At 69.7% G+C, this 20879-nt stretch carries 21 protein-coding genes; 6 read left to right on the forward strand and 15 right to left on the reverse strand.

Translation table 11 applies throughout. From position 1 onward, the window contains the following. Positions 1–3 precede the first annotated feature (3 nt). Both PY257_RS04865 and PY257_RS04870 read left to right on the forward strand, forming a co-directional pair. Positions 4–306 carry a BrnT family toxin gene (locus tag PY257_RS04865; protein ID WP_275739439.1) on the forward strand — a complete coding sequence of 101 codons (303 nt, stop codon included), beginning with the start codon at positions 4–6 and terminating at the stop codon, positions 304–306. Positions 307–340: 34 nt separating this feature from the next. Then, entirely contained in the window at positions 341–580 is a 240-nt protein-coding gene (locus tag PY257_RS04870) for a hypothetical protein (protein WP_275739441.1), read from the forward strand. Between the two features lies 1 nt (position 581). Here PY257_RS04870 and cas3f read toward each other — a convergent pair whose 3' ends face one another. Genes cas3f through PY257_RS04910 form a run of 8 tightly spaced genes read right to left on the reverse strand, consistent with a single transcriptional unit; the run spans position 582 to position 9693 of the window. Beyond that, positions 582–4076 carry a type I-F CRISPR-associated helicase Cas3f gene (gene cas3f / locus PY257_RS04875; protein WP_275739443.1) on the reverse strand — a complete coding sequence of 1165 codons (3495 nt, stop codon included), beginning with the start codon at positions 4074–4076 and terminating at the stop codon, positions 582–584. Then, entirely contained in the window at positions 4073–5071 is a 999-nt protein-coding gene (gene cas1f / locus PY257_RS04880; RefSeq protein WP_275739445.1) for a type I-F CRISPR-associated endonuclease Cas1f, read from the reverse strand. The genes cas3f and cas1f overlap by 4 nt, the downstream gene beginning before the upstream one ends. 46 nt (positions 5072–5117) lie before the next feature. Further along, positions 5118–6284, reverse strand: a complete 1167-nt coding sequence (locus PY257_RS04885) for a DSD1 family PLP-dependent enzyme (protein ID WP_275739446.1) — start codon at positions 6282–6284, stop codon at positions 5118–5120. Next, positions 6268–6912: a histidine phosphatase family protein gene (locus PY257_RS04890; protein ID WP_275739448.1), complete on the reverse strand. Its 645-nt coding sequence runs from the start codon at positions 6910–6912 to the stop codon at positions 6268–6270. The genes PY257_RS04885 and PY257_RS04890 overlap by 17 nt, the downstream gene beginning before the upstream one ends. Positions 6913–6915: 3 nt before the next feature. Further along, entirely contained in the window at positions 6916–7533 is a 618-nt protein-coding gene (locus PY257_RS04895) for a DUF4136 domain-containing protein (protein WP_275739450.1), read from the reverse strand. 48 nt (positions 7534–7581) lie between these two features. Beyond that, complete coding sequence (ttcA, locus tag PY257_RS04900; protein ID WP_275739452.1) at positions 7582–8508, reverse strand: tRNA 2-thiocytidine(32) synthetase TtcA; 927 nt, start codon at positions 8506–8508, stop codon at positions 7582–7584. A 31-nt stretch (positions 8509–8539) separates the two neighbouring features. After that, positions 8540–8911 carry a dihydroneopterin aldolase gene (locus PY257_RS04905; protein ID WP_275739454.1) on the reverse strand — a complete coding sequence of 124 codons (372 nt, stop codon included), beginning with the start codon at positions 8909–8911 and terminating at the stop codon, positions 8540–8542. Between the two features lie 8 nt (positions 8912–8919). Then, entirely contained in the window at positions 8920–9693 is a 774-nt protein-coding gene (locus tag PY257_RS04910; RefSeq protein WP_275739456.1) for an SDR family oxidoreductase, read from the reverse strand. Positions 9694–9711: 18 nt separating this feature from the next. On the opposite strand from PY257_RS04910, the gene PY257_RS04915 reads away from it, so the two are divergent. Next, positions 9712–10809 (forward strand): class I SAM-dependent methyltransferase, encoded by a 1098-nt coding sequence (locus tag PY257_RS04915; protein WP_275739458.1) that lies wholly within the window; start codon positions 9712–9714, stop codon positions 10807–10809. A gap of 141 nt (positions 10810–10950) precedes the next feature. Here PY257_RS04915 and eutC read toward each other — a convergent pair whose 3' ends face one another. From eutC to PY257_RS04935, 4 genes are all read right to left on the reverse strand, one after another. Next, complete coding sequence (eutC, locus tag PY257_RS04920; RefSeq protein WP_275739460.1) at positions 10951–11733, reverse strand: ethanolamine ammonia-lyase subunit EutC; 783 nt, start codon at positions 11731–11733, stop codon at positions 10951–10953. 2 nt (positions 11734–11735) lie between these two features. Continuing rightward, positions 11736–13133: an ethanolamine ammonia-lyase subunit EutB gene (locus PY257_RS04925; protein WP_275739462.1), complete on the reverse strand. Its 1398-nt coding sequence runs from the start codon at positions 13131–13133 to the stop codon at positions 11736–11738. A gap of 4 nt (positions 13134–13137) precedes the next feature. Beyond that, a complete protein-coding gene (locus PY257_RS04930; protein ID WP_275739464.1) occupies positions 13138–13914 on the reverse strand; it encodes a DeoR/GlpR family DNA-binding transcription regulator in 777 nt (258 codons plus the stop codon). A gap of 338 nt (positions 13915–14252) precedes the next feature. Continuing rightward, complete coding sequence (locus PY257_RS04935) at positions 14253–15557, reverse strand: aspartate aminotransferase family protein (protein ID WP_275739466.1); 1305 nt, start codon at positions 15555–15557, stop codon at positions 14253–14255. A gap of 544 nt (positions 15558–16101) precedes the next feature. On the opposite strand from PY257_RS04935, the gene PY257_RS04940 reads away from it, so the two are divergent. Both PY257_RS04940 and PY257_RS04945 read left to right on the forward strand, forming a co-directional pair. Then, positions 16102–16296, forward strand: a complete 195-nt coding sequence (locus PY257_RS04940) for a DUF2905 domain-containing protein (RefSeq protein ID WP_275739551.1) — start codon at positions 16102–16104, stop codon at positions 16294–16296. A 13-nt stretch (positions 16297–16309) separates the two neighbouring features. Next, a complete protein-coding gene (locus tag PY257_RS04945; protein ID WP_275739468.1) occupies positions 16310–17248 on the forward strand; it encodes an ROK family protein in 939 nt (312 codons plus the stop codon). 361 nt (positions 17249–17609) lie between these two features. Here the strand turns inward: PY257_RS04945 and PY257_RS04950 are convergent, their stop codons facing one another. Continuing rightward, a complete protein-coding gene (locus PY257_RS04950) occupies positions 17610–18593 on the reverse strand; it encodes a LysR substrate-binding domain-containing protein (RefSeq protein WP_275739469.1) in 984 nt (327 codons plus the stop codon). 133 nt (positions 18594–18726) lie between these two features. Here PY257_RS04950 and PY257_RS04955 point away from each other — a divergent pair, with 133 nt between their 5' ends. Further along, on the forward strand, positions 18727–19260 hold the full coding sequence (locus tag PY257_RS04955; RefSeq protein WP_275739471.1) for a DUF2917 domain-containing protein: 534 nt from the start codon (positions 18727–18729) through the stop codon (positions 19258–19260). Here the strand turns inward: PY257_RS04955 and PY257_RS04960 are convergent. Next, positions 19193–19945 carry an amino acid ABC transporter permease gene (locus PY257_RS04960; RefSeq protein ID WP_275739473.1) on the reverse strand — a complete coding sequence of 251 codons (753 nt, stop codon included), beginning with the start codon at positions 19943–19945 and terminating at the stop codon, positions 19193–19195. The two genes, PY257_RS04955 and PY257_RS04960, sit on opposite strands and share 68 nt — an antisense overlap. Before the next feature lie 42 nt (positions 19946–19987). Further along, on the reverse strand, positions 19988–20878 hold the full coding sequence (locus PY257_RS04965; RefSeq protein WP_275739475.1) for a basic amino acid ABC transporter substrate-binding protein: 891 nt from the start codon (positions 20876–20878) through the stop codon (positions 19988–19990). Between the last annotated feature and the right edge of the window lies 1 nt (position 20879).

A 20879-nucleotide genomic window follows, 5' to 3' on the forward strand; every position in this document is an offset into this window, starting at 1 on the left:
AATATGAACTCTGCAGATGTTCACTACGAAGTCAACGGCGACCTGTTCGTCTGGAGCCGTGTCAAGGCCCAACTGAACTGGCGCAAGCATGGCGTGCGCTTCGAGGAGGTGGCCACCGTATTCGGCGACCCGTACTTCGTACTCACGGATGCGTCGCGCAACGACGAGGCGCGCGATGCGGCAATTGGTTTCGATGTCCATGCGCGGCTGCTATTCGTGGTGCACGTCGAGATTGAGGACACGTGTATCCGAATCATTTCTGCGCGGCGAGCGGAACCCCGCGAAGAGGCTCTTTATGCTGACTGACCGTTTGAAGACCCGTTTGACGAAGGATCGACCGATGACGTCGATCACGCTGCGCATTCCCGTGGACGTGGTCGAGTCGATGAAGACCATCGCGCCGCAGCGCGGCTTCTCTGGCTATCAATCCCTGCTCAAGTCCTACCTGAGCGAGGGGCTGCGCCGTGACGAGCAGCAATTTGCCGCCGCGACGCATGCGCGCCTGATCGAGGCGCTCAAGCGCCACGGGGTGCCGGTAGAGGTGATCGAGCAGGCAGAGCGCGACGTGGCGGCGGCTTGACTCAGCGTGTAGGAGTGAAGCCTAGCGCTTCATGAAATAGCCAGCCATCCCTGCTTTCAGGCAGGCTGGCGGTCGCATACCGCCCGGCGCATGCGCTCAGTGATTGCTCCTGACTCTGCGCCAGCCTCATCAGCTCCTGCAACAAATCAATCTGCGCCCACGGCGTAAGGTTGGCGTTCGTGTTGAGCTTCAGCCGCACGGCGTGGCGCTGGTTTTCGTCCACGCACACGTAGAGTTTTTCTCCGCGCCGGTTGCCGTCATCCACGCGGTGCAGCAGCAGGCGCGCTTCATCCTCATCCGGCAAAAATGCCACGTCCACACGTGGTTGCCGGTCATGGCGGAAGCGCTGGAACTGCGGCAGCAGGCCGGTGAGCCACAGGTGTTCGGGGCTGGCCCAGTGCAGGCTTGCGGCACGGGTCACGGACGTCGTGCCGTGGCTGTCTGGGGGGCGGGGCAGCATGGCGTCGTGCATACGGGCGTGTTCCAGGTCGGCGAGGTGCTGGCCGGGGTTGAAGTGTGCCTTGGCGACGGCGATGCGTGCCCGGGCATCCACTGGCCACGCCGATGCGCCGTGGGTATGCTTGGCAAGCAGTTCCTGCAACTGGTGCGAGCGCAGGTGGAAGTGACGCGCGCTGTCGCGTTGGTCTTGCGTCTGGTCCATCTCGAAACCCGGCTTGCAGAAGGCGGCGCCGCCGGGCTTTTCGTAGGCTCGCAAGTTGCTGTCCATCACCGTCATATTCACGCCGGCAACCGCGCCGGGGCGGTGGCGGCGCACGCGGCCTGCCAATTGAATGAGCGAGCGCATCGATGACGGCTCGACCACGGCCCAGTCGTAATCGTGGTCGCGGCCCACTTCGGTAACGGGTGAGCCAAGCACGATGAACAACTGGTTGGACTGCGGACTGGCGTCGAGTAGTGCCCGAATCGCGGGTTGCTGTAGGGCCGCATCGCTGCCATCTGCCGCCGGGCGGCGGTTGAGCACCGTGTCCAGTTGCCGCTCGATGGCCGAGCGCGCCAGCAGCGGAAACTGCGAGTGGTAGACGCACAGGTGCACGCGCACGTCGGCTGCGGGTGCGCCTTGCGTGTACATCGCCAGTGCCACGTCGAACAGTGGCCCGATGTTGGCCATGCGGATCAGGCCGAAGCTCACGCGCTTTCCGCTGCCGGGGTCGATGGTGTGGTTCTGCGGCATCTGGTGCAGGCGCCATGCCTGCTCCAGCGCCAGACGGGCAAAGTCGGCGCGGCGCTCAGCTTTATCCATGCCATGCCATTTGTCGGGTAAAGCGGCGATCTGCGCGCGGCGGCGCACTTCGGCCTTGGCGAGTTGGGCCACGCGCTTTTGCACGAAGCCTTCATGGGTGGCGCGAAAGTCCGAGCCATCGGCGCAGTCGGCGGCGCTCTGGTGGAACTCGTCCATCCACAGGCAGCAGATGTTGACCCGCTCGCCGGGCCGCTCGCTGCGATGCCGTTGGAACACGTCGCGGCCTGCGCGGTAAGCCAGGAACAGCCCTTCCACCAGCGCGGGCGGCAGGGTTGCCGACGACAGCAGCACGCGGCTACCGAGCAGTCCGGCCCAATGCACCAGCCGCGTGAGCGCAGGCAGGTCTGCCATGTCGAAATCGTCCGGCTCATCGAGCACCAGATCGCCCGTGAGCAGGCGCAGCATGGGCGCGATCTGGCGGCCTCCGCGCAGGCTTTCAGTGGCGGGCGTCAGGTGATCGACAGTGCAGACCAACAACGGCGCGGCCAGCAGGCGGCGCGCCTGTGCGTCGCCCATCAGGCGTTGCAGCAGCGGGTGCTGGTCGTTGCCCTCGAACAGCACCTGCCCGCCTTCGTCGAGCAGCGCCTGGCGCGATGCGGAGCCGGTGGCCTCAGCCTCGTGCTCCCAATGCTCGAACAGCGCGCGGCTGGCAGCGGCGCCGACCTGGATGGCGAGTTGCTCTTCGTTCAGGCCCAACTCGTTTTGATATACGCGCCCCATTTGCAGTGTCAACGTGCGCAGGCCCACAGCAAACGCGCAGCGCAGGCCCGTGGCCGGGTCGGCCAGCGCGTTCATGACGCGCGCGTTGCCCAGCGTCTTGCCGCAGCCCGTGGATGCCATGTTGACGATGAAGGTGCCCTGGCTGCCAGCGTGCTGGCGCACGCTGGCAGCCAGATCGGCGGCCTTGTCCTGCCACTGAAAGCGCGCATCGCGGCTGCGCTTTTTCAGCGCCTTGTGGTTTTGCAGCGCCGGCAGGCTGCGCGCCAGCGTGGGCAGCGAGCGCGCGACCAGTGTGGCGTGGGCCTGCACGCCCAGCAGGTGTTCATCCAGGGTTTGATGAAAAATTGGCTTTTCGCTCTTATCTGGCGGGCGCTGATAGCTATCGTTTTTGATGGTGTTGGCGTAGAGCGGATAGCCGGCATTGACGTAAGGCTTGCGCTGCCCATCGTCCCGGACGCTGGAGTAGTGGTGGTCGGCCAGCATCAGGCACAGGCGGGTCACGTGCATGGCGAACGGATCGTGCAGCACGGCGCCCTGCGCAGTGGATTCCAGCAGCTTGCGTGCATAGCGGGCGGCCTGCTTTCGCCACGGCACGGTCGTCACCGGCAGCCCATGGGGAAAGCGCCAATGGGACTGTACCGTGACGTTGTCCGCAGACTCCTCGCGCGGCTCGTTCCAGTCGGCGCTGAGGCGTTGCAGCAGCCCTTGCAGATCGGCAAGGTTCACGAAAGCGGGGTGCGCCCCGAAGCTCCGCCAGCGGCTGTGGGGCAGGTCGATGTCCGCATCGCTGCTGCCATCCTTGTGCAGCACCGGCATGCAGGGCAAGCGATGGTGCGTGAGCACCAGCCAGGCCACGGCCTGCGCCAGCGGCGGCATGGCGGTAAAGGGCAGGTGGTAGCGGGCCTGCGGCTCGTCGATGCCGTCGCGCAGCAAGCGGCCGTTGGAACAGTCCAGCCATTGCGCCTCGAAAGCGGTTGCATCCATGGCTTCATCGGCCAGCCGTTGCAGCCAGCCCGCATCGTCCTCGCCGCCCACGAAGGCCTGGAACAGCCGTACCGACACCCATTCGTGCCGGTAGTGGTTGCGCTGGCGCAGGCTGGGGTTTTTCAGGCGGTTCTGGAAGGCGGCCGTCGCCTTGCCCAGGTCGTGCAGCAGCGCGGCAAGGGCGCCCAGCGCCGTCATCAGCGGCAGGTGGTGCCAGGCGCTTTCGTCGCCGGCGCGCAGCACGTTGCTGGCCGTGGTGTTGGTGGGCGTCGCGCCCTCGGCGTTGAACTGGCGGCCATCGCCCACCACCCACAGCAGCTCAGTGTGGTCCTTGGCGCGTATCCAGTGGCAGGCCACGGCGGTGTTCTTGCGGGCGGTCTGGCGCAGCAGCTTGCGCACGGTGTCCAGCCCGGCCTGGGTGATGGGCGTCTGCCAGGTGCGGTCGCCGCAGCGCTCGGCGAACTGGTCGAGGATGCGGCGCGTTTCGGTCAGCGCGCGCTTGCTGCATTGGGAGACGAACAGGACGTTCAAGCCACGCTCCCGGGCGCTGGGTGATTCGCCATGCGCGCGGTGTCCAGGGCGATGCGCTTGAGCGTGTCGATGATGAAGTCCAGCGATTCGCTGCGCGTGAGCGCCTCGATGCACTGGTGGCGAAACTGCTGCTCGTCGTCGCCGCGCATGGCCGACAGGAACGCCTGCGGCAGGATGGCGGCGTCTTTGACCAGATCGGCCGCGTCGAACACCAGCCCGCCGCGCCGCGTCTTGCCGTGCAGCACCGCCAGCCCGTGCGGCAGGCCCAGCACCCAGGTGGCCGTTGCGCCCAAGCCGTAGGCCAGGTAGTTGCCGTGGTCGAGAAAACGGTTGGCCGGGTCAGTGCCCGCGCCGCGCTTGGCGCGGGTGAATTCGCCATAGCCTGTGGCATCCACGGCGAGTTTGAACAACGCCTTGGTCAGCCGGGCCTCGTCGGTCAGCAGCGCGGTCACATCGGGCGCGTTGGCGATCAGCGGGGTGAACTGCGCCGTGAGCGCCTGCAGCCGCGCCACATCGACTGCAAAGCCCGCTTCGCGCAAGCCGCGGGTGTTCCATTCGGCCAGCAGGCGCTGCATGCGCCAGGTCTGCAACTGTTTGGCGGCGTGCAGGCGCAGCTCGTCGTCGAACCAGAACCGCGCCCAGGCCTGAAGGTACTCGGTGGGGCGGTATTCGCTCTGCGGTGCGAGCCAGGCTACGTCCACATCGACCTCATTCGCGCTGAACAGCGGTGTGCCGCCACCACCGCAAAAGCCCACCAGCACGCCCGCTTTGGAGAGTTCGCGCATGGCGGCCTGGGTGATGGAGGTGCCCGTGCCCAGCAGGATGCTGGTCGTGTTGGCGATGGGAATATTCCAGTAAAGGCTGCGCTTGCCCGCATCGGTTACGTATTCGACCCTGCCGCCGCTGACCAGGACGCGGCAATGCTCCAGGTAGTACAGGTTGGCGCGCTTGGAATGGAGGATGGCTTTGAGGTCGGATGCGGCAATGTCGTCCATGGCGCACGCCAGTGTGCCCGAGATGCCGGGCCCTGGAAACTATGGGTTATGAGAGCGCGCCGCGCGCATCGACACGGAGCAGCCGCTCCACGGCGCCGCCTTCGAGCCCGCCGCGCACGCCCACCATCACGTCGTGCAGGTTCACGCTCGGGTCGCAGTGGCCGGGGATCAGCCACAGCATCTGCCCCAGCGCCGGCAAATGCCCGCCGGGCCGGCGCGCGCGCAGGATGCCGTGCTCGTCACCGCCGCTGGCGTAATCCAGGGCGTGGCGGTCGTCCTGCGCGAGCACGCGCGGCAGGCCCGAATCGATGGCGTGGCTCTTGTGGCCCGCGTCGCACACGGCGTGCGTGGCGCGGGCGCTGATGACCTGGGTCTTGACGAACAGCGCGTGCTCGAAATTGGGCTGCGCCGGCTCGCGTTCGTTGGCGGCATAGTCCGCGTCCATGAACAGGAACGAGCCGGCCTGCAACTCGCCGTACACGCCGCTGGCGGCCTCGTGCACCAGGGTGCCAGTGCCCGCGCCGGTGACCAGCGGCACGTCGATGCCGGCGGCGGCGATCAGGTCGCGCGTGCGCCGGGCCGCCTCCACCGCGCCGGCGATGGCTTCGCGCCGCGCCCGCGCGCTGCGCAGATGCTGTGCGCCGCCGTGGTAGGCGTGCAGGCCGGCAAAGCGCATCTGCGGCTGGCCGTGCACGGCCTGCGCGAGCGCGAGCGTTTCGGGGCCTGGCGCGGCGCCGCAGCGGCCCTGGCCGACGTCGATTTCGATGAGCACATCCGCGGCGGCCCGTGCGGCGGCCAGGGCTTCGCCGAGCCGCTGGATGCCCTCCGGGCTGTCCACGGCAATGGCGAGGCGCCCGCCCCGCGCGGCCAGCAGGGCCGCGAGCCGCGCCACGCGCAGCAGCTTGTGCGGCGCGACCACCTCGTTGCTGATGAAGATGTCGTTCACGCCGCCCGCGGCCAGCGCCTCGGCCTCGGCGGTCTTCTGCACGCAGGCGCCGGTGGCGCCCGCGGCCTGCATCTGCAGGGCCAATTCGGCGCTCTTGTGCATCTTCGCGTGCGGGCGCCAGCGCACCTGGTGCTTGCGCGCGAACTCGGCCATGCGCTGGATGTTGCGCTCCATCGCGTCTAGGTCCACCACCAGGGCCGGCGTGTCGATCTGGTCCACGCGCTGGCCGGTGGTGGCGGGGTTGTAGGTGTCAGGTGGTGGTTTCATCGAGCGCTCCGCTGGATCGCAGGTGCTGGGTGTCGGCCCAGCCGACCAGCATGAGGCCCGAGGGCGTCCACAGCAGCCGGTTGATGGCGGCGTTGCCCAGGGCCCAGGTGCGCGGCGCCTGCAGGTCCAGGCCGGTGGCGTCGCGGTACAGCACGTCCAGCACGCCGCCGTGGGCCACGAGGGCGATCAACTGGCCCGGGTGGCGCGCGGCCAGGCCGTGCGCGGCCTGGGTGACGCGCGTGCGGAAGCGGCGCAGCGACTCGCCGCCCTCGGGCTCGAAGTCGGGGTCGCGGCGGCGCCAGCGCAGGGCCTGGGCGGGCAGCGCGGTTTCCACCTCGGCGAAGGTCTTGCCCTCGAAGATGCCGAAGCCGCGCTCGCGCAGCGCGGGCGCGGCGTGCACCGGCGCGCCGGTCGTGCGGCCCACGGCCTGCGCGGTTTCCCAGGCGCGGGAGAGGTCGCTCGCGTAGATGGCCGATACGGGTTCCTCGCCCAGCGCCGCGGCCAACTGGCCGGCCTGCCGGCGCCCGGTGTCGTTGAGCGGGATGTCGAGATGCCCCTGGATGCGCGTGTCCACGTTCCAGGCCGTTTCGCCGTGGCGGATGGCGATGATGCGGGTCGGCTCTTCCATCGGTCAGCGCGGGATCTCGATGTTGATGCGGCGCGGGCCCTGCGGCGGCTGCGGAAAGTCGCGCAGCGCGGCATCGAACATGGCGGCCAGCGCGGCGGGATCGTCGTTCCAGAGGTCGTCGTTGACGGCGTGGGTTTCGTAGACGATCTGGTTGCTCGCCGTGTCGCGCATGACCAGGCCGATCTCATGCTGGTACAGCACCGTGGGCGGGAACCACCCCATGCCGCCGATGGACGAGCGGCGGCCATAAAAGCCCAGGCCCACGCCCATGCGCCAGCGCGGGCCGCCGTACCAGCCGTCGTTCCACCCATCGTCGCGCAGGCGGCTGGTGGTCTGCATGCCCACCTGCACCGTGTAGCGCGCATGGGCGTCGTCGCGCTGCATGCCGACCTTGGCCAGCGCCTGCTCGGCGATGTCCTCCAGCGCCCTTTGCTGCACGGCGGCCTGCGGGGTCTGCTGCGAGGGCAGGCGCTCGAAACGGTAGGTGGCGGCGGGCAGCGGCTGCGTGGGCAGAGCGGAGAACGCCTGCACGTCGCTGTCGACCAGGCGCATGCCGCCGCAGCCGGACAGCGCCAGCGCGGCCAGGCAGGCAAGGGTGGTGGTGATGATCCGCTTCGTCATGGTGAAAGGCTCCTGGGCACGGGGGGCCGCGCGGATGTGCCGGCCCGTCTACAGCGCAACGACTTGCAGCCCCGGCAGCGTGGGCGCCGCGGCGGAGAATGCTTCATGGTCGAAAGCCTTGTCGCCTTCGTCGCTGGCCACGCCGGTGGCGCGGATGTGCCGAAAATCATGCAGCTTGCCATCGAGCAGGTGGCTGGGCACCACGTCTTGCAGGGCGCGGAACATGTTGTCCACGCGGCCGGGGTATTTGCGGTCCCACTCGCGCAGCATCTCGGCCACCTGTTGGCGCTGCAGGTTCTCCTGGCTACCGCAGAGATTGCACGGGATGATGGGAAAGCCCTGCTGCCGGGCCCAGCGCGCGGTGTCCTTCTCGGCCACGTAGGCCAGCGGGCGGATCACCACGTGGCGGCCGTCGTCGCTCACCAGCTTGGGCGGCATGCTCTTGAGCTTGGCGGCGAAGAACATGTTGAGCAACAGCGTCTGCAGCATGTCGTCGCGGTGGTGGCCCAGCGCGATCTTGGTGGCGCCCAGTTCGCCGGCCACGCGGTACAGGATGCCGCGGCGCAGGCGGCTGCACAGGCCGCAGGTGGTCTTGCCCTCGGGCACCACGCGCTTGACGATGCTGTAGGTGTCCTGGTTCTCGATGTGGAACGGCACGCCGAGCTGGCGCAGGTAGGCGGGCAGCACGTCTTCGGGAAAACCGGGCTGCTTCTGGTCGAGGTTGACGGCCACCAGGTCGAAATGGATCGGCGCGCGGGCCTTGAGCTTGAGCAGGATGTCGAGCAGCGTATAGCTGTCCTTGCCGCCCGACAGGCAGACCATGACCTTGTCGCCCGCTTCGATCATCGCGTAGTCGGTGATGGCGCGGCCCACCTCGCGGCACAGGCGCTTTTCGAGCTTGTGGCTTTCGCGTTCGATCCGGCGCTGGGCGGCGGCGGAATCGACGGGTTCGTTTTCGGTCCAGACGGCACTCATGGCCGCGATTGTCGCACCGGGGCGCCAACCCTCACCACTGGCCGGTTTCGAGCCGTATCGCCACTTCGCAGTCGTCGAAGATCTCCAGCTTGGCGATCTTCACGCGCACGCCCACCACGCCGGGCAACTGCATCAGGCGCAGGGCCAGCTTGCCGATCAGGCTCTCCAGCAGGTTCACATGCTCCGCCGTGCATTCGTCGATGATGATCTTGCGCACCTTGCGGTAGTCCAGCACGTGCAGGATGTCGTCGTCGCGCGGCAGCAGGTCCTGCGCGCCCAGATTCAGCTCGGCGTCCACCTGGATCGGCTGCGGCGCGGTCTTCTCGTGCGCGAGGATGCCCAGGTTGGCGGCGAAGCGCAGCCCGGTCAGCGTGAGTATCTGGGTGCCTTGGGTCGCGGACATGGCGGCCTTTACATGAGCGAGAAATCGCGCTCGAAGCGCATCAGGTGCTGGCCGCCGTCCACCAGCAGCGTGGTGCCGGTGATCGAGGGCGTCTCCAGCACGAACTTCACCGCCGCGGCCACGTCCCGCGGCGTGGAGGAGCGGCCCAGCGGCGAAAGCCGGTGCAGTTGCGCAAACCTCTCCTCGCTCAGCAGGTGGCTGGTGAGCGTGAGCCCCGGCGCCACGCCCGCCACCCGCACGCGCGGGGCCAGCGCCAGCGCCAGCATGGTGGTGGCCGCCTCCAGCGCGGCCTTGGAGAGCGTGTAGCTCAGGAAGTCGGGGTTCTGGTTCCAGAGCTTCTGGTCCAGCAGGTTCACCACCGCGCCGCGCACCTCGCCGCCACGGGCGGCCAGGTGCGCGTGCAGCGCCTGCGCCAGCACGATGGGCGCGCCGGTGTTGGCGCGCAGGTGCCGCTCCAGCGATGCGTAGCCGAAGGTGGCGGCGCCGTCATGGTCGAACAGCGCGGCGTTGTTGACCACCGCGTCCACCGCGCCGAAGCCTTGCACCACGCGCGGCAGCAGCGCACGCACCGCGTCCTCGTCCTGCAGGTCTGCATCAAAACCGGCGCTATCGCCCGCCAATGCAGCGCAATCAGCTATTGTTTTAAGAGCATCATCGTCCGAATGCCGGTAGTGCACGGCCACCCGCCAGCCGCCCGCGGCCAGCGCCAGCGCGATCTCGCGCCCCAGGCGCCTGGCGGCGCCGGTCACCAGCACGGTGCGGGGGCGTGGGGGCGTGGACATTCGGGGACAATCCGGGGCGTGACGACAAGACCCGACAGTGTAGCGACCGCCCTGCACGCCCATATCGCGCGGGCCATTGCCGCTGCCGGCGGCTGGATCGGCTTCGACCGGTTCATGGCGCTGGCCCTCTACACCCCCGGCCTGGGCTACTACGCCAACGATTCGGCCAAGTTCGGCGCCATGCCGGACACGGGCAGCGACTTCGTCACCGCGCCCGAGATGACGCCGCTGTTCGGCCAGACCCTGGCCGTGCAGGTGGCGCAGGCGCTGCAGGCCACCGGCACCGGCCAGGTGTGGGAATTCGGCGCCGGCTCCGGCGCGCTGGCCGGGCAATTGCTGGGCGCCCTCGGCGGTGCGGTGGAGCGCTACACCATCGTCGACCTGTCGGGCACGCTGCGGGCGCGCCAGCAGGCGCGGCTGGCGCCCTGGGGCGGCAAGGTGCAGTGGGCCGATGCGTTGCCCGCGCGCATCGAAGGCGTGGTGGTCGGCAACGAGGTGCTCGACGCCATGCCGGTCACGCTGCTGGCGCGCGTGGCCGGCCAGTGGTTCGCGCGCGGCGTGGCGCTGCACGCCGGTGCGCTGGCCTGGGCCGACGTGCCCACCCGCCTGCGCCCGCCGGTGGAAATCGAGGGCCCGCACGACTACCTGACCGAAGTCCATCCCCAGGCCGAAGCCTTCGTCCGCACGCTGGCCGACCGGCTGGCGCGCGGGGCGGCTTTTTTCATCGACTACGGCTTTCCCGAGGCCGAGTACTACCACCCCCAGCGCCACATGGGCACGGTGATGTGCCACCAGGGCCACCGCGCCGACGGCGACCCGCTGGCCAGCGTGGGCGCCAAGGACATCACCGCCCATGTCAACTTCACCGGCATCGCCCTGGCGGCGCAGGAGGCGGGGCTCGACGTGCTGGGCTACACCTCGCAGGCGCGCTTCCTCATGAACTGCGGACTGCTATCAAAAATGGAGCTGTCGGCGCAGGCAGATAAAGCGCTGGCAGCCAAATTGATCCATGAACATGAAATGGGCGAACTGTTCAAGGTGATCGCCCTGGGCGCGGGCGGCGCGGCATGGGAGCCGCTGGGTTTTGCGCAAGGCGACCGCACGCACCGGCTGTAGGGCGGCGCGCGCCGTGGGCGTGGCACCTGGGCGCCCAAGGGCCAGGCGCACATCTCCGGCATCGCCGGGCTGAGCCGCACGAACAGCCTGTTGCGTCTGCACCGGGACTCGATCAAGGAGAGGCGGCGGATCGAGAGTTCATCAAGGCGCCGCGCCTGGAGTGGCGGGCGCGTCCAGCGTGGCGGCGTCGCTGCGGTCCTTCAGGCCCACGCCGGTCAGGCCCAGGCGGCGCGCCTCGCGGCACAGCCACCACAGGCGCGCGGCGGCGGCGGATGCGGGCAGGCCCTCGGGCCGCACGTTGGAGATGCAGTTGCGCTGCGCGTCGTGGCAGCCCACGCGCGGCTGCCAGGTGAGGTAGATGCCCAGGCCGTCGGGCGCGCAGAGGCCGGGGCGCTCGCCGATCAGCACCGCCGCCATGCGCGCGCCCAGCAGCGCGCCGATCTCGTCGCCCAGCGCCACGCGGGCCTGGGTGGCGACGACCACGGGGCCGAGCGTCCAGCCCGCCGGGGCCTGCGCCCGGATGGCCTGCACCAGCGGCATGGCGTTACGTTCCACGGCCAGCGACGACAGGCCGTCGGCCACCACCAGCAGCAGGTCGCAGCCACCGGGGGCGGCGGCCTGGCCCAGCCGCTGCGCATCGTCGGCGTCCAGGCGCCGGCCCAGGTCGGGCCGCAGCAGGTAGGTGGCGCGGTCGGCGGCGGCGCTGCGCACCACCTGCGTGGCGCAGCCCAGGGATTGCAGACGCGCGGCCAGCGCGGCGGGGTCGAGCCGCACGTGCACCGCGTCGCGCGCCTGCGCGTGCGCCAGGCCGAAGCGCAGCAGCTCGTGCGTGGGCAGGGCGGCGCCCGCGCGGCCCAGGGCGATGCGCGCGGCGGTGTGGGCGCGCAGGTCGGCCCAGGGGTCGGGGGCGGGGCGGCGGTCCATGGTCAGGCCAGTTGCAACTGGCGCATGCGCGCCAGCGCCGGGTGGTGCGCCGTGGCGGGCAGCAGGCGGCCCGCGCCGTCGATGATCTGCATGCGCTGCAGCCAGGCCTCGAACTCGGGCGCGTGCCGCAGGCCCAGCGCCTGGCGCAGGTACAGCGCGTCGTGGAACGAGGTGCTCTGGTAGCCCAGCATGATGTCGTCGGCGCCGGGCACGCCCATGATGAAGGGCACGCCGGCCACGCCCAGCAGCGTCATCAGCGTGTCCATGTCGTCGGAATCGGCCTCGGCATGGTTGGTGTAGCACACGTCGCAGCCCAGCGGCACGCCCAGCAGCTTGCCGCAGAAGTGGTCTTCCAGGCCGGCGCGGATGATCTGCTTGCCGTCGAACAGGTACTCGGGCCCGATGAAGCCGACCACCGTGTTGGCGAGCAGCGGCGCGAAGGCCCGCGCCACGCCGTGGGCGCGGGCCTCGCAGGTCTGCTGGTCCACGCCGTGGTGGGCGCTGGCCGACAGCGCGCTGCCCTGGCCGGTCTCGAAGTACATCACGTTGTCGCCCAGCGTGCCGCGCTTCAATGACAGCGCGGCCTCGCGCGCCTCGCGCAGCAGTGCGAGGCTGATGCCGAAGCTCGCGTTGGCCGCCTCGGTGCCGGCGATGGACTGGAACACCAGGTCCACCGGCGCGCCGTGCTCGATCATCTGCAGCGTGTTGGTCACGTGCGTGAGCACGCAAGCCTGGGTGGGGATGGCCAGCCGCTCGATCACTTCGGCCAGCCTGTGCACCAGCCCGGTCAGCGCGGCCAGGTTGTCGGTGGCGGGGTTGACGCCGACCACCGCGTCGCCCGCGCCGTAGAGCAGGCCGTCCACCATCGACGCGGCGATGCCGCGCAGATCGTCCGTGGGGTGGTTGGGCTGCAGCCGCACCGCCAGGCGCCCGGGCAGGCCGATGGTGTTGCGAAAGCGCGTGACCACGCGGCACTTGCGCGCCACGGCGATCAGGTCCTGGTTGCGCATGAGCTTGCTGGCCGCCGCCGCCATCTCGGGCGTGATGCCGGCGCGCACGGCGGCGAGCGTGTCGCCGCTGGCGGCGTCGCCGAGCAGCCAGTCGCGCAAGCCGCCCACCGTCAGGTGCGCGACGGGGGCGAAGGCGGCGGCGTCGTGCGTGTCGATGATGAGGCGCGTGACCTCGTCTTCTTCATACGGAACCAGCGCCTCGTTCAGAAAGGTTTCGAGCGGCACGTCGGCCAGCGCCATGCGCGCGGCCATGCGTTCCACCGCCGAGCCCGCGGCGATGCCGGCCAGCATGTCGCCCGAGCGCGCCGGCGTGGCCTTGGCCATCAGCGTGCGCAGGTCGGCGAACTGCCAGGTGTGGCCCGCAACCGTATGGGAATAGGGCGCTGGCATGGCTTCAGGCCACGACCACGTGGTTGCCCGCGGCCTGCAGCGCCGACAGCGCCGGCATGGCGCGCGCCGCCGCGTCGGTGACGATGGTGTCGATGTCCTGCGGCCCCGCGTACACCACGCGGCTGGCCTGGCCGATCTTGCTGTGGTCGGCCAGCACCACGAGCCGCTGCGCCTGCTGCGCCATGGCGCGCGCCACGGCGGCATCGGGGTGCGCGAAGTTGGTGGCACCGTGCTGGTCATGCACGCCCACGGGCGAGAGCAGGGCCACGTCGGCGCGGTAGCGGTGGATGTCGGCCACGGTGATGTCGCCGTGCGCGGCCTGCGCCTCGGTGTTCACGCTGCCGCCCAGCAGGATGACCTGGTTGCGCGCGTCGCGGTTCTTGTCGGCGGCGGCCAGCCGCAGCGCGACGGCCAGCCCGTTGGTGATGATGGTCAGGCCCGAGAGGGCGGACAGCTCCTCGGCCAGCAGCGCCGTGGTGCTGCCGGCGTCGACGAACAGGGTCTGCCCCGGCTGCAGCAGTTGCACCGCGGCACGGGCGATGGCGCGCTTCTCCTTTGCGCGCACGGTCTGGCGCGCGGCCAGCGGCGGCTCGGGCGCGAGGCCCGTCGCCACCACGCCGCCATGCACGCGGCGCAGCGCGCCCAGGGCCTCCAGCTCCACGATGTCGCGCCGCACCGTCTCGCGCGACACGGCGAGCTCCTGCGCGATGCGGTCGGTGCCCAGGCGCGAGACGGCGGCCAGCAGCATGCGGATGCGGACGAAGCGTTCTTCCTGCAGCATGGGCGGTGGGTCCTCCGTGGGGTCCGGAATGTTGCGGCGGGCACCCTGCGGCACCCCCCGGGAACGTGTTTTCAATTGCGATTGGGCGGAGATTGTGCGGATTATTGGCTGTGCACGGAAACACACAAGCACTGAATATGCCAACCGCTTGGCGGGCGCTGGACATGGGCTCCGGCGGGCGCGCGCCGGCGGCGGCCACGCCGCGCCGCATGCGCAGGCGCCGGAACGCCTGCGCGCCGTGGGGCTGGTGGTTTTCGATACTACCTGGGAGTATCGTTTGCCGCCGCTTTTATTTATTGCGCTGGCGAGGTGCTTGGTGGGGAGTATATGAGTAGGCCTCAGCAGCAGCGGGCAATGGCCTGCCCCAGCAGTTCCACCCCCAGGTCGATCTCCGCGTCGCTCACCGTCAGCGGCGGCGCGATGCGGAACACGCCGCCCATGCCCGGTAGCTGCACCACGTTCATCGACAGCCCCAGCCCCATGCAGGCCTGCGTGATGGCCGCGCCCAGTTCGGGCGCGGGCGCCTTGGTCCTGCGGTCCTGCACGATCTCCACGCCCAGCAGCAGGCCGCGCCCGCGCACGTCGCCGATGCAGCCATGCTTCTCCTGCAGCCCGCGCAGGCCCTGCTCCAGCCGCGCGCCGGCCACCGCCGCGCGCTGCGCCAGGCCGTCGCGCTCCACCACCTCCAGCACCTTCAGGCCGATGGCCGCGGGCAGCGGGTCGCTGACATGCGTGGTGTAGAACAGGTAGCCGCGTTCGTGCGCGCGCTCCTCGATCTCGGCGGTGGTGACGACCGCCGCCAGCGGCAGCCCCGCGCCCAGCGTCTTGGACAGCGTGAGGATGTCGGGCACCACGCCGTCGCGCTGGCAGGCGAACATGGTGCCGGTGCGGCCCACGCCGGTCTGCGCCTCGTCGAGGATCAGCAGCATGCCGCGCTCCGCGCACTTGCGCTGGAGCGCGGCCATGTAGCCCGGCGGCAGGTCGATGATGCCGCCCGAACTCAGGATCGGCTCGGCGATGAAGGCCGCCAGGCTGCCGCAGGACTGGCGGTCCACCAGGTCGAAGGCGTAGTCCAGCTCGCCTTGCCAGTCGTAGGCGCCGCTGGCGTCGAAGAAGCGCGGGCGGTAGCCGAACGGCGCCGGGATCGCCAATGAACCCACCGCCGCCGGCCCCACGCCGCGCCGCCCGGCGCTGTAGGTGGCCGCGGCCGCGCCGCCGGTCATGCCGTGCCACGACTGGGCGAAGCCCACCACCTCGTACTTGCCGGTGACCAGCTTGGCCATGCGGATCGCCGCCTCGTTCGACTCCGCGCCCGTGGTCAGCAGGATGCTGCGCGTGAGCGCCCCGGGCGCCACCTCGGCCAGCCGCGCGGCCAGATCGACCACCGGGCGCGAGAGCATGCCGCTGAACAGGTGGTCGAGCCGGTGCGCGTAGTCGGCCACCACGGCGCTGATCTCGGGGTGGCAGTGGCCGAGCACGGCGCTCATCTGGCCCGAGGTGAAGTCGAGGATGGGGCGGTCGTCGGCGTCATAGACGAAGCTGCCCTGCGCGCGCTCGATCACCAGGGGTGCGAAAGTGCCGCCGTAGCGGATCAGGTGCTGGCGCGCCTTGCGCCAGAAATCGGGGTCTTCGTTGCGGGACATGGGGGCTCCTGGAATGGGGGGTGCAGGGCAGTCTAGTGCAATGTTCAACGCCAGGCAGCACATAAAACCGCGCCTTGCCCTGCGCCAAAACTCATCCGTTTAGAGACTAGAAACGGCAGTTGGATGCGCCTGCCGGTGCCGTGATCGGGGTGCCAGGCAAGGCGCGACGACGCGGCGGGCTACTGCCCGCAAGGAGGAGCAACGCCGCATGGCGCGCCGAGCGCGGTGCTGGCAGGTGCATAGCGCTCTCACCCACCAGGTGAACCCCATCGGAGCCGGCAACGCTCGATTGCATGCGGCCTGGCAAGGGATACGAAGCGGTCAACTGCTGTTTCCAGGTTCAATGAATCGAATAGTTTTCATCGCTGGCATCAAGTGAATTGATGACGAAATGGCGCTCTCCCTCGACATCGGCCTGCTGCGCAGCTTCGCCGCCATCGCCCAGGCCGGCACGCTGGGCCGCGCCGCCGCCCGCGTTCGCCGCGCATGTCCAGGCGGTGCTGGTGCTCCCCTGCGCCTGAGCGCGGCCCTACACTCGGCACCCATGCTGCGCTGGTTCATCGTCATCTTCCTGGCCCTTGCGCTCATCAGTTGGCTCTCGCCGCTGCTGCGCCGGCTGGGTTTCGGGCGGCTGCCGGGCGACTTCCGCTTCCGGCTGGGCGGGCGCGAGTGGGACATTCCGCTGGCCTCCACGCTGCTGCTGAGCTTCGCGGTCAGCCTGCTGACCAAGCTCCTGTAGAACGCACACTCCCATGAAAGCCTGCATCGACATCGGCGGCACCAAGGTGGCCGTGAGCCTGGCCGACGGCAGCGGCGCGCCGCCCGTGCACCGGCGCAGCGAGCCCACCGCCACCCGCGGCGACCGCGATGCGCTGGCGCGGCAGGTGCTGCGCATGGTGGATGCCGTGTGCGCCGACGCCGGACTGGCGCCGCAGAGCGTGGCGCAGGCCGGCGTGGCGTCCTGCGGGCCCTTCGTGCTGGACGGCGGCTGCCTGGAGGTGGCCAACCCCAATATTTGCGGCGGCATCGCCGGCCCCGCGCGCGGCCTGCCCAACGACTGGAAGACCGTGCCGCTGGAGGCGCCGCTGCGCCAGCGCTTCGCGCGCCTGCGCATCGAGAACGACGCCGTGGCCGCGCTGGAGGCCGAGCGCCTATGGGGCGCGCTGCAGGGCAGCAGCCACTGCGCCTACGTGACCTGGAGCACCGGCATCGGCGCCGGCCTGTGCGTGGATGGCCGCGTGCTGCGCGGCAAGAACGGCAACGCGGGCCATGCGGGCCACACCTTCGCCAGCGACGGCGCGCACGGGCTGCTGTGCGGCTGCGGCAACGTCGGCGACGTGGAGGCGCTGGTGGCCGGCAACGCGCTGGCGCGCCGCTTCGCCAGCGAGGGCTGGGGCGACGCCGCCGGCCTGATGGCGGCAGCCGGCGCAGGCGACGCGCGCGCGCTGGCCGAGGTGGACGAACTCTGCCGCGTGCTGGGCCGCATGCTCTACAACCTGGTCGCGCTGCTGGACCTGGAGCGCATCAGCCTGGGCGGCGGCGTGTTCCTGCACCACCGCGCGCTGCTGCTGCCCAGGCTGCAAGCCGAAGTCGCGGCGCACCTGCCGGCGCTGACGGCGGGCGTGCGGCTCGTGCCGGCGGGGCTGGGGGAGAGGGTGGGGGATTTTGGGGCGGTGGCGTTGGTGGCCTAAAAACGGCAGTTGAACCAACCGAAAAACTGAAGAAACCCAATATCCATGCAGGTTTCCAAAGACTTCGCGTGACTGCAGAGCAGTTCCAGTTGGGTGAGTCTGGAAAGCATGGAAACTCAATGCGTGACAGGCACTTGCTCGAATTTTGGGGATTCAACTGCCGGAAATAGGTTAATTTCCTGCGGCCTGGCAAGGGATACGAAGCGGTCAACTGCTGTTTCCAGGTTAATTGCCCAGGATGTGCGCCTTCTCGCGCCCGAACTCCGTTTGCGTGAGCATGCCCTGTGGTGCAGCAAGGGCCTTGGCTTTGCCGAGCCGGGTGTGGCAGTTCCGCGTCGGGGTGACACTGGGGCCGGTGGCCTCAGTCAAGGTCGTCGGCCAGGTCGCAATCCAGCCCTTCCCCCACCGTCTCCCGCGTCATCCGCGCCTCGCGGCGCAGCCATTCGCAGAACGCCTGTACCTCGGGTCGCGTTGTGCTGCGCGGGCCCACGATGAGCCAGTAGGCCATCGGCGACTCCAGGCGCTTGGCGGGCATCACTTCCACCAGGTCGCCGCTGGCCAGGCTGTCGGAGATCAGCGGCATGCGCGACAGCGCGATGCCCTGGCCCGTGAGCGCGGCCTGCGCCATCTGGCTGGCGTAGTTGAAGTACAGCCAGCGCCGCGGCGTGATCTGCAGGCCGTATTCGTCGAACCAGCGGCGCCAGGTCAGCAGCTCCATGTAAGCGCTGCGGTGCGAGTCGCCGGCTTCGATCAGCGTGAACTGCGCCACGTCCTCGGGCTGCTCCAGCCGTGCGCCGCTCTTGAGCAGCCAGGGGCTGGCCACCACGGTGAGCTGTTCGCCGAAGAGCCGCTGCGCGCCGTGCGGCACGCTGGCGGGCAGGGCGTAGCGCAGCGCCAGGTCCACGTCGGCGGTGTCCAGGTCCAGCGAGGTGTCGCTGGCGTCGATGCGGATGTCGATGTCAGGGTGCGTGCGCTGGAACACCTCCAGGCGCGGGATCAGCCACATCGACGCGAACGAGGCCCAGGTGGTGATGGCCACGCTCTTGCGCCCGGCCGTCTGGCGGATCTGCCGCACGGCGCTGTCGATGCGCGCCACGCTGGACTGCGTGGCGCGCAGCAGTTGCGCGCCGGCGTCGGTCAGCTCCACGGCGCGCGTGTGGCGCAGGAACAGCGGCACGCCCACTTCGTCTTCCAGCCCCTGGATTTGGCGGCTCACCGCCGACTGCGTGAGCGCCAGCTCTTGCGCCGCGGCGCGGAAGTTCAGGTGCCGCGCCACCGCCTCGAAGGTGCGCAGGTGGCCCACGGGTATGGGGCGGGTGCGCAGGTGGGTTTGCGGTTGCTGCATAGGGGTTTGTCTGGATTGATGCGTTTGCAGAATCAATAGAGTAGCGCGATTTCATTGGACTGCGTGGGGATGGCGCAACGATCATTCAACCTGGTAGGTTCAATTCCAGCAACGCCCATTGAGGAGTGATGTGATGTACGCCAACGACGTTCTCGAACTGCAACTTCCGTCGCAGGCCGCCGCGCCGGCCCGCAAGGCATTCACGGGTAGCTGGCGCCTGAATGCCGGGCACGCCATCACGCTCGTGGCGCGTGGGCCGGCCCTGTTTCGCGTGGACGGCGGCTGCGCCTGGGTCACGTTCGACGGCCCGCAGCACGGCCCCGCCAACGACTGGGGCGACCTGTTCCTGGTGCCCGGCCACGCGGTGCGCGTGGAGGCCGGCCAGCGCATCGTGGTCGAGGCGCTGGAGGCTGCGGGCGCGGCGCGCTTCCACTGGGATGCGGCCACCGCCGCGGCGGCGGCCAGCATGGGCCAGCGCTGGCAGGTCAGCGTGGGCGAGCCGCTGGCCGACCTGCGCCTGGCGCTGCACGGAGCCGCCGCGGCGGCGCTGCGGCTGGTCGGGGGTGTGGCGGCCTTCGCGTTCGCCGGCAGTGGCCGGCTCAGCGCCCCTTCTGGTAGTCCGGCGTTTCCAGCCGGCGCGCCACGAGCGAAAGCAGCAGCGTCATGACGAGGTACAGCGCCGAGATCATGAGGTAGGGCTCCCAGTAGCGCGAGTAGGCGCCCGCCACGGTGCGGGCGGCCAGCGCCAGCTCGGCCAGGCCGATGGCCGAGACAAGCGACGAGTCCTTGATGAGCGTGACGGCTTCGTTGACCAACGGCGGCACCATGCGCCGCGCGGCCTGCGGCACCACCACGTAGCGCATGGTCTGCGCGTGCGTGAGGCCCAGGCTGTAGGCGGCTTGCGTCTGCCCGCGGTGGATCGACTGGATGCCAGCGCGGAAGATTTCGGAGATGTAGGCCCCCGCGTTGAGCGAGAGCGCCAGCGCGCCCGAGAAGAAGGCGCCGTAGTTCTGACGGAATTCGGTGGCCAGCGGCCCGGAGAGCAGCAGGCCGTGGTCGGAATGGATCAGTGCAGGCATCAGCGCGAAGTGCACCAGCAGTATCTGCACGAACAGCGGCGTGCCGCGGAAGAAGGTGACGTAAGCCACGCCGAACCATTGCACGGGCCTGATGGCCCAGCGCGCCAGAGACCCGCGCGGCGGCGGGGCCTGGCGCGAACTGGTGACGAGCCCGAAGACCAGGCCCAGCGCCAGCCCGGCGACGATGGCCACGGCGGTGACCTTGATGGTCATCCACAGGCCGGATACGAACAGCGGCATGTAGCCGGAAAGGATGTTCCAGCGCAAGTCCATGTCGCGGTCGTCGTCGTGGGGCCGAGGGCGTGCGTGCGGTGCTTACTTCTTCGCCGGCTCGGCGGCGGCAGCCGGGGCGGCGTCCTTGGCGCCGAAGTACTGGGCGTAGATCTTGTCGTAGGTGCCGTCGGCCTTGATCGCGGCCAGGCCCTTGTTGAGCTTCGCCAGCAATTCGGCATTGCCCTTGCGCACGGCCAGGCCGTACTGCTCGGGCGCGAAGCTGGGGTCGTTGACGGTCTTGAACTTGGAGCCGGCGTTGTTGGCCACGTAGTTCACGATCACGCCGTTGTCGGCCACCACGGCATCGACGCCGCCGGCTTCGAGCTCCTTGAGCGCCAGGGGCGTGGATTCGAAGCGCTTGATGTTGGTGCTGTCCTTGCCGAGCATCTTGGTCACCACCTCGTCGCCGGTGGTGCCGGTCTGCACGCCGACCTTGAGCTTCTTCAGGTCGTCGAACTTGGTGACCTTGGACTTCTCGCCCACGGCGATGAGCTGGTGCGCGTCGAAGTACGCGTCGCTGAAGTCCATGGTCTGCTTGCGCTCGTCGGTGATGGTGATGGCCGACACCAGCAGGTCGCGGTCGCCCTGCGCCAGCGTGTTGAAGATGCCTTCCCACGGCGTGTTGACGAACTTCACTTCCACGCCCTGGCTCTTGGCCACGGCGGTCACCACGTCGATGTCGAAGCCGACGATCTGGCCCGTGGCGTCCTGCGATTCGAAGGGCGCATAGGCGGCGTCGGTGCCGACCACCAGCGCCTTGGCCGGCGCCGGCGCGGGGGCGGCGGGCGCCTCGGCTGCCGGGGCGGGCGCGGGCGCGGGCGTTTCAGCCTGCTTGCCGCAGCCGGCCAGTGCCAGGCCGGCCAGCAGCAGGGCGGCGCCGCGCCACAGGTTGTCCAGCTTCGCGGTAGCGAAGTTCAGCGTTGTTGCGTTCATA

It is taken from the genome of Curvibacter soli (assembly GCF_029211125.1).
GTDB lineage: Bacteria > Pseudomonadota > Gammaproteobacteria > Burkholderiales > Burkholderiaceae_C > Curvibacter_A > Curvibacter_A soli.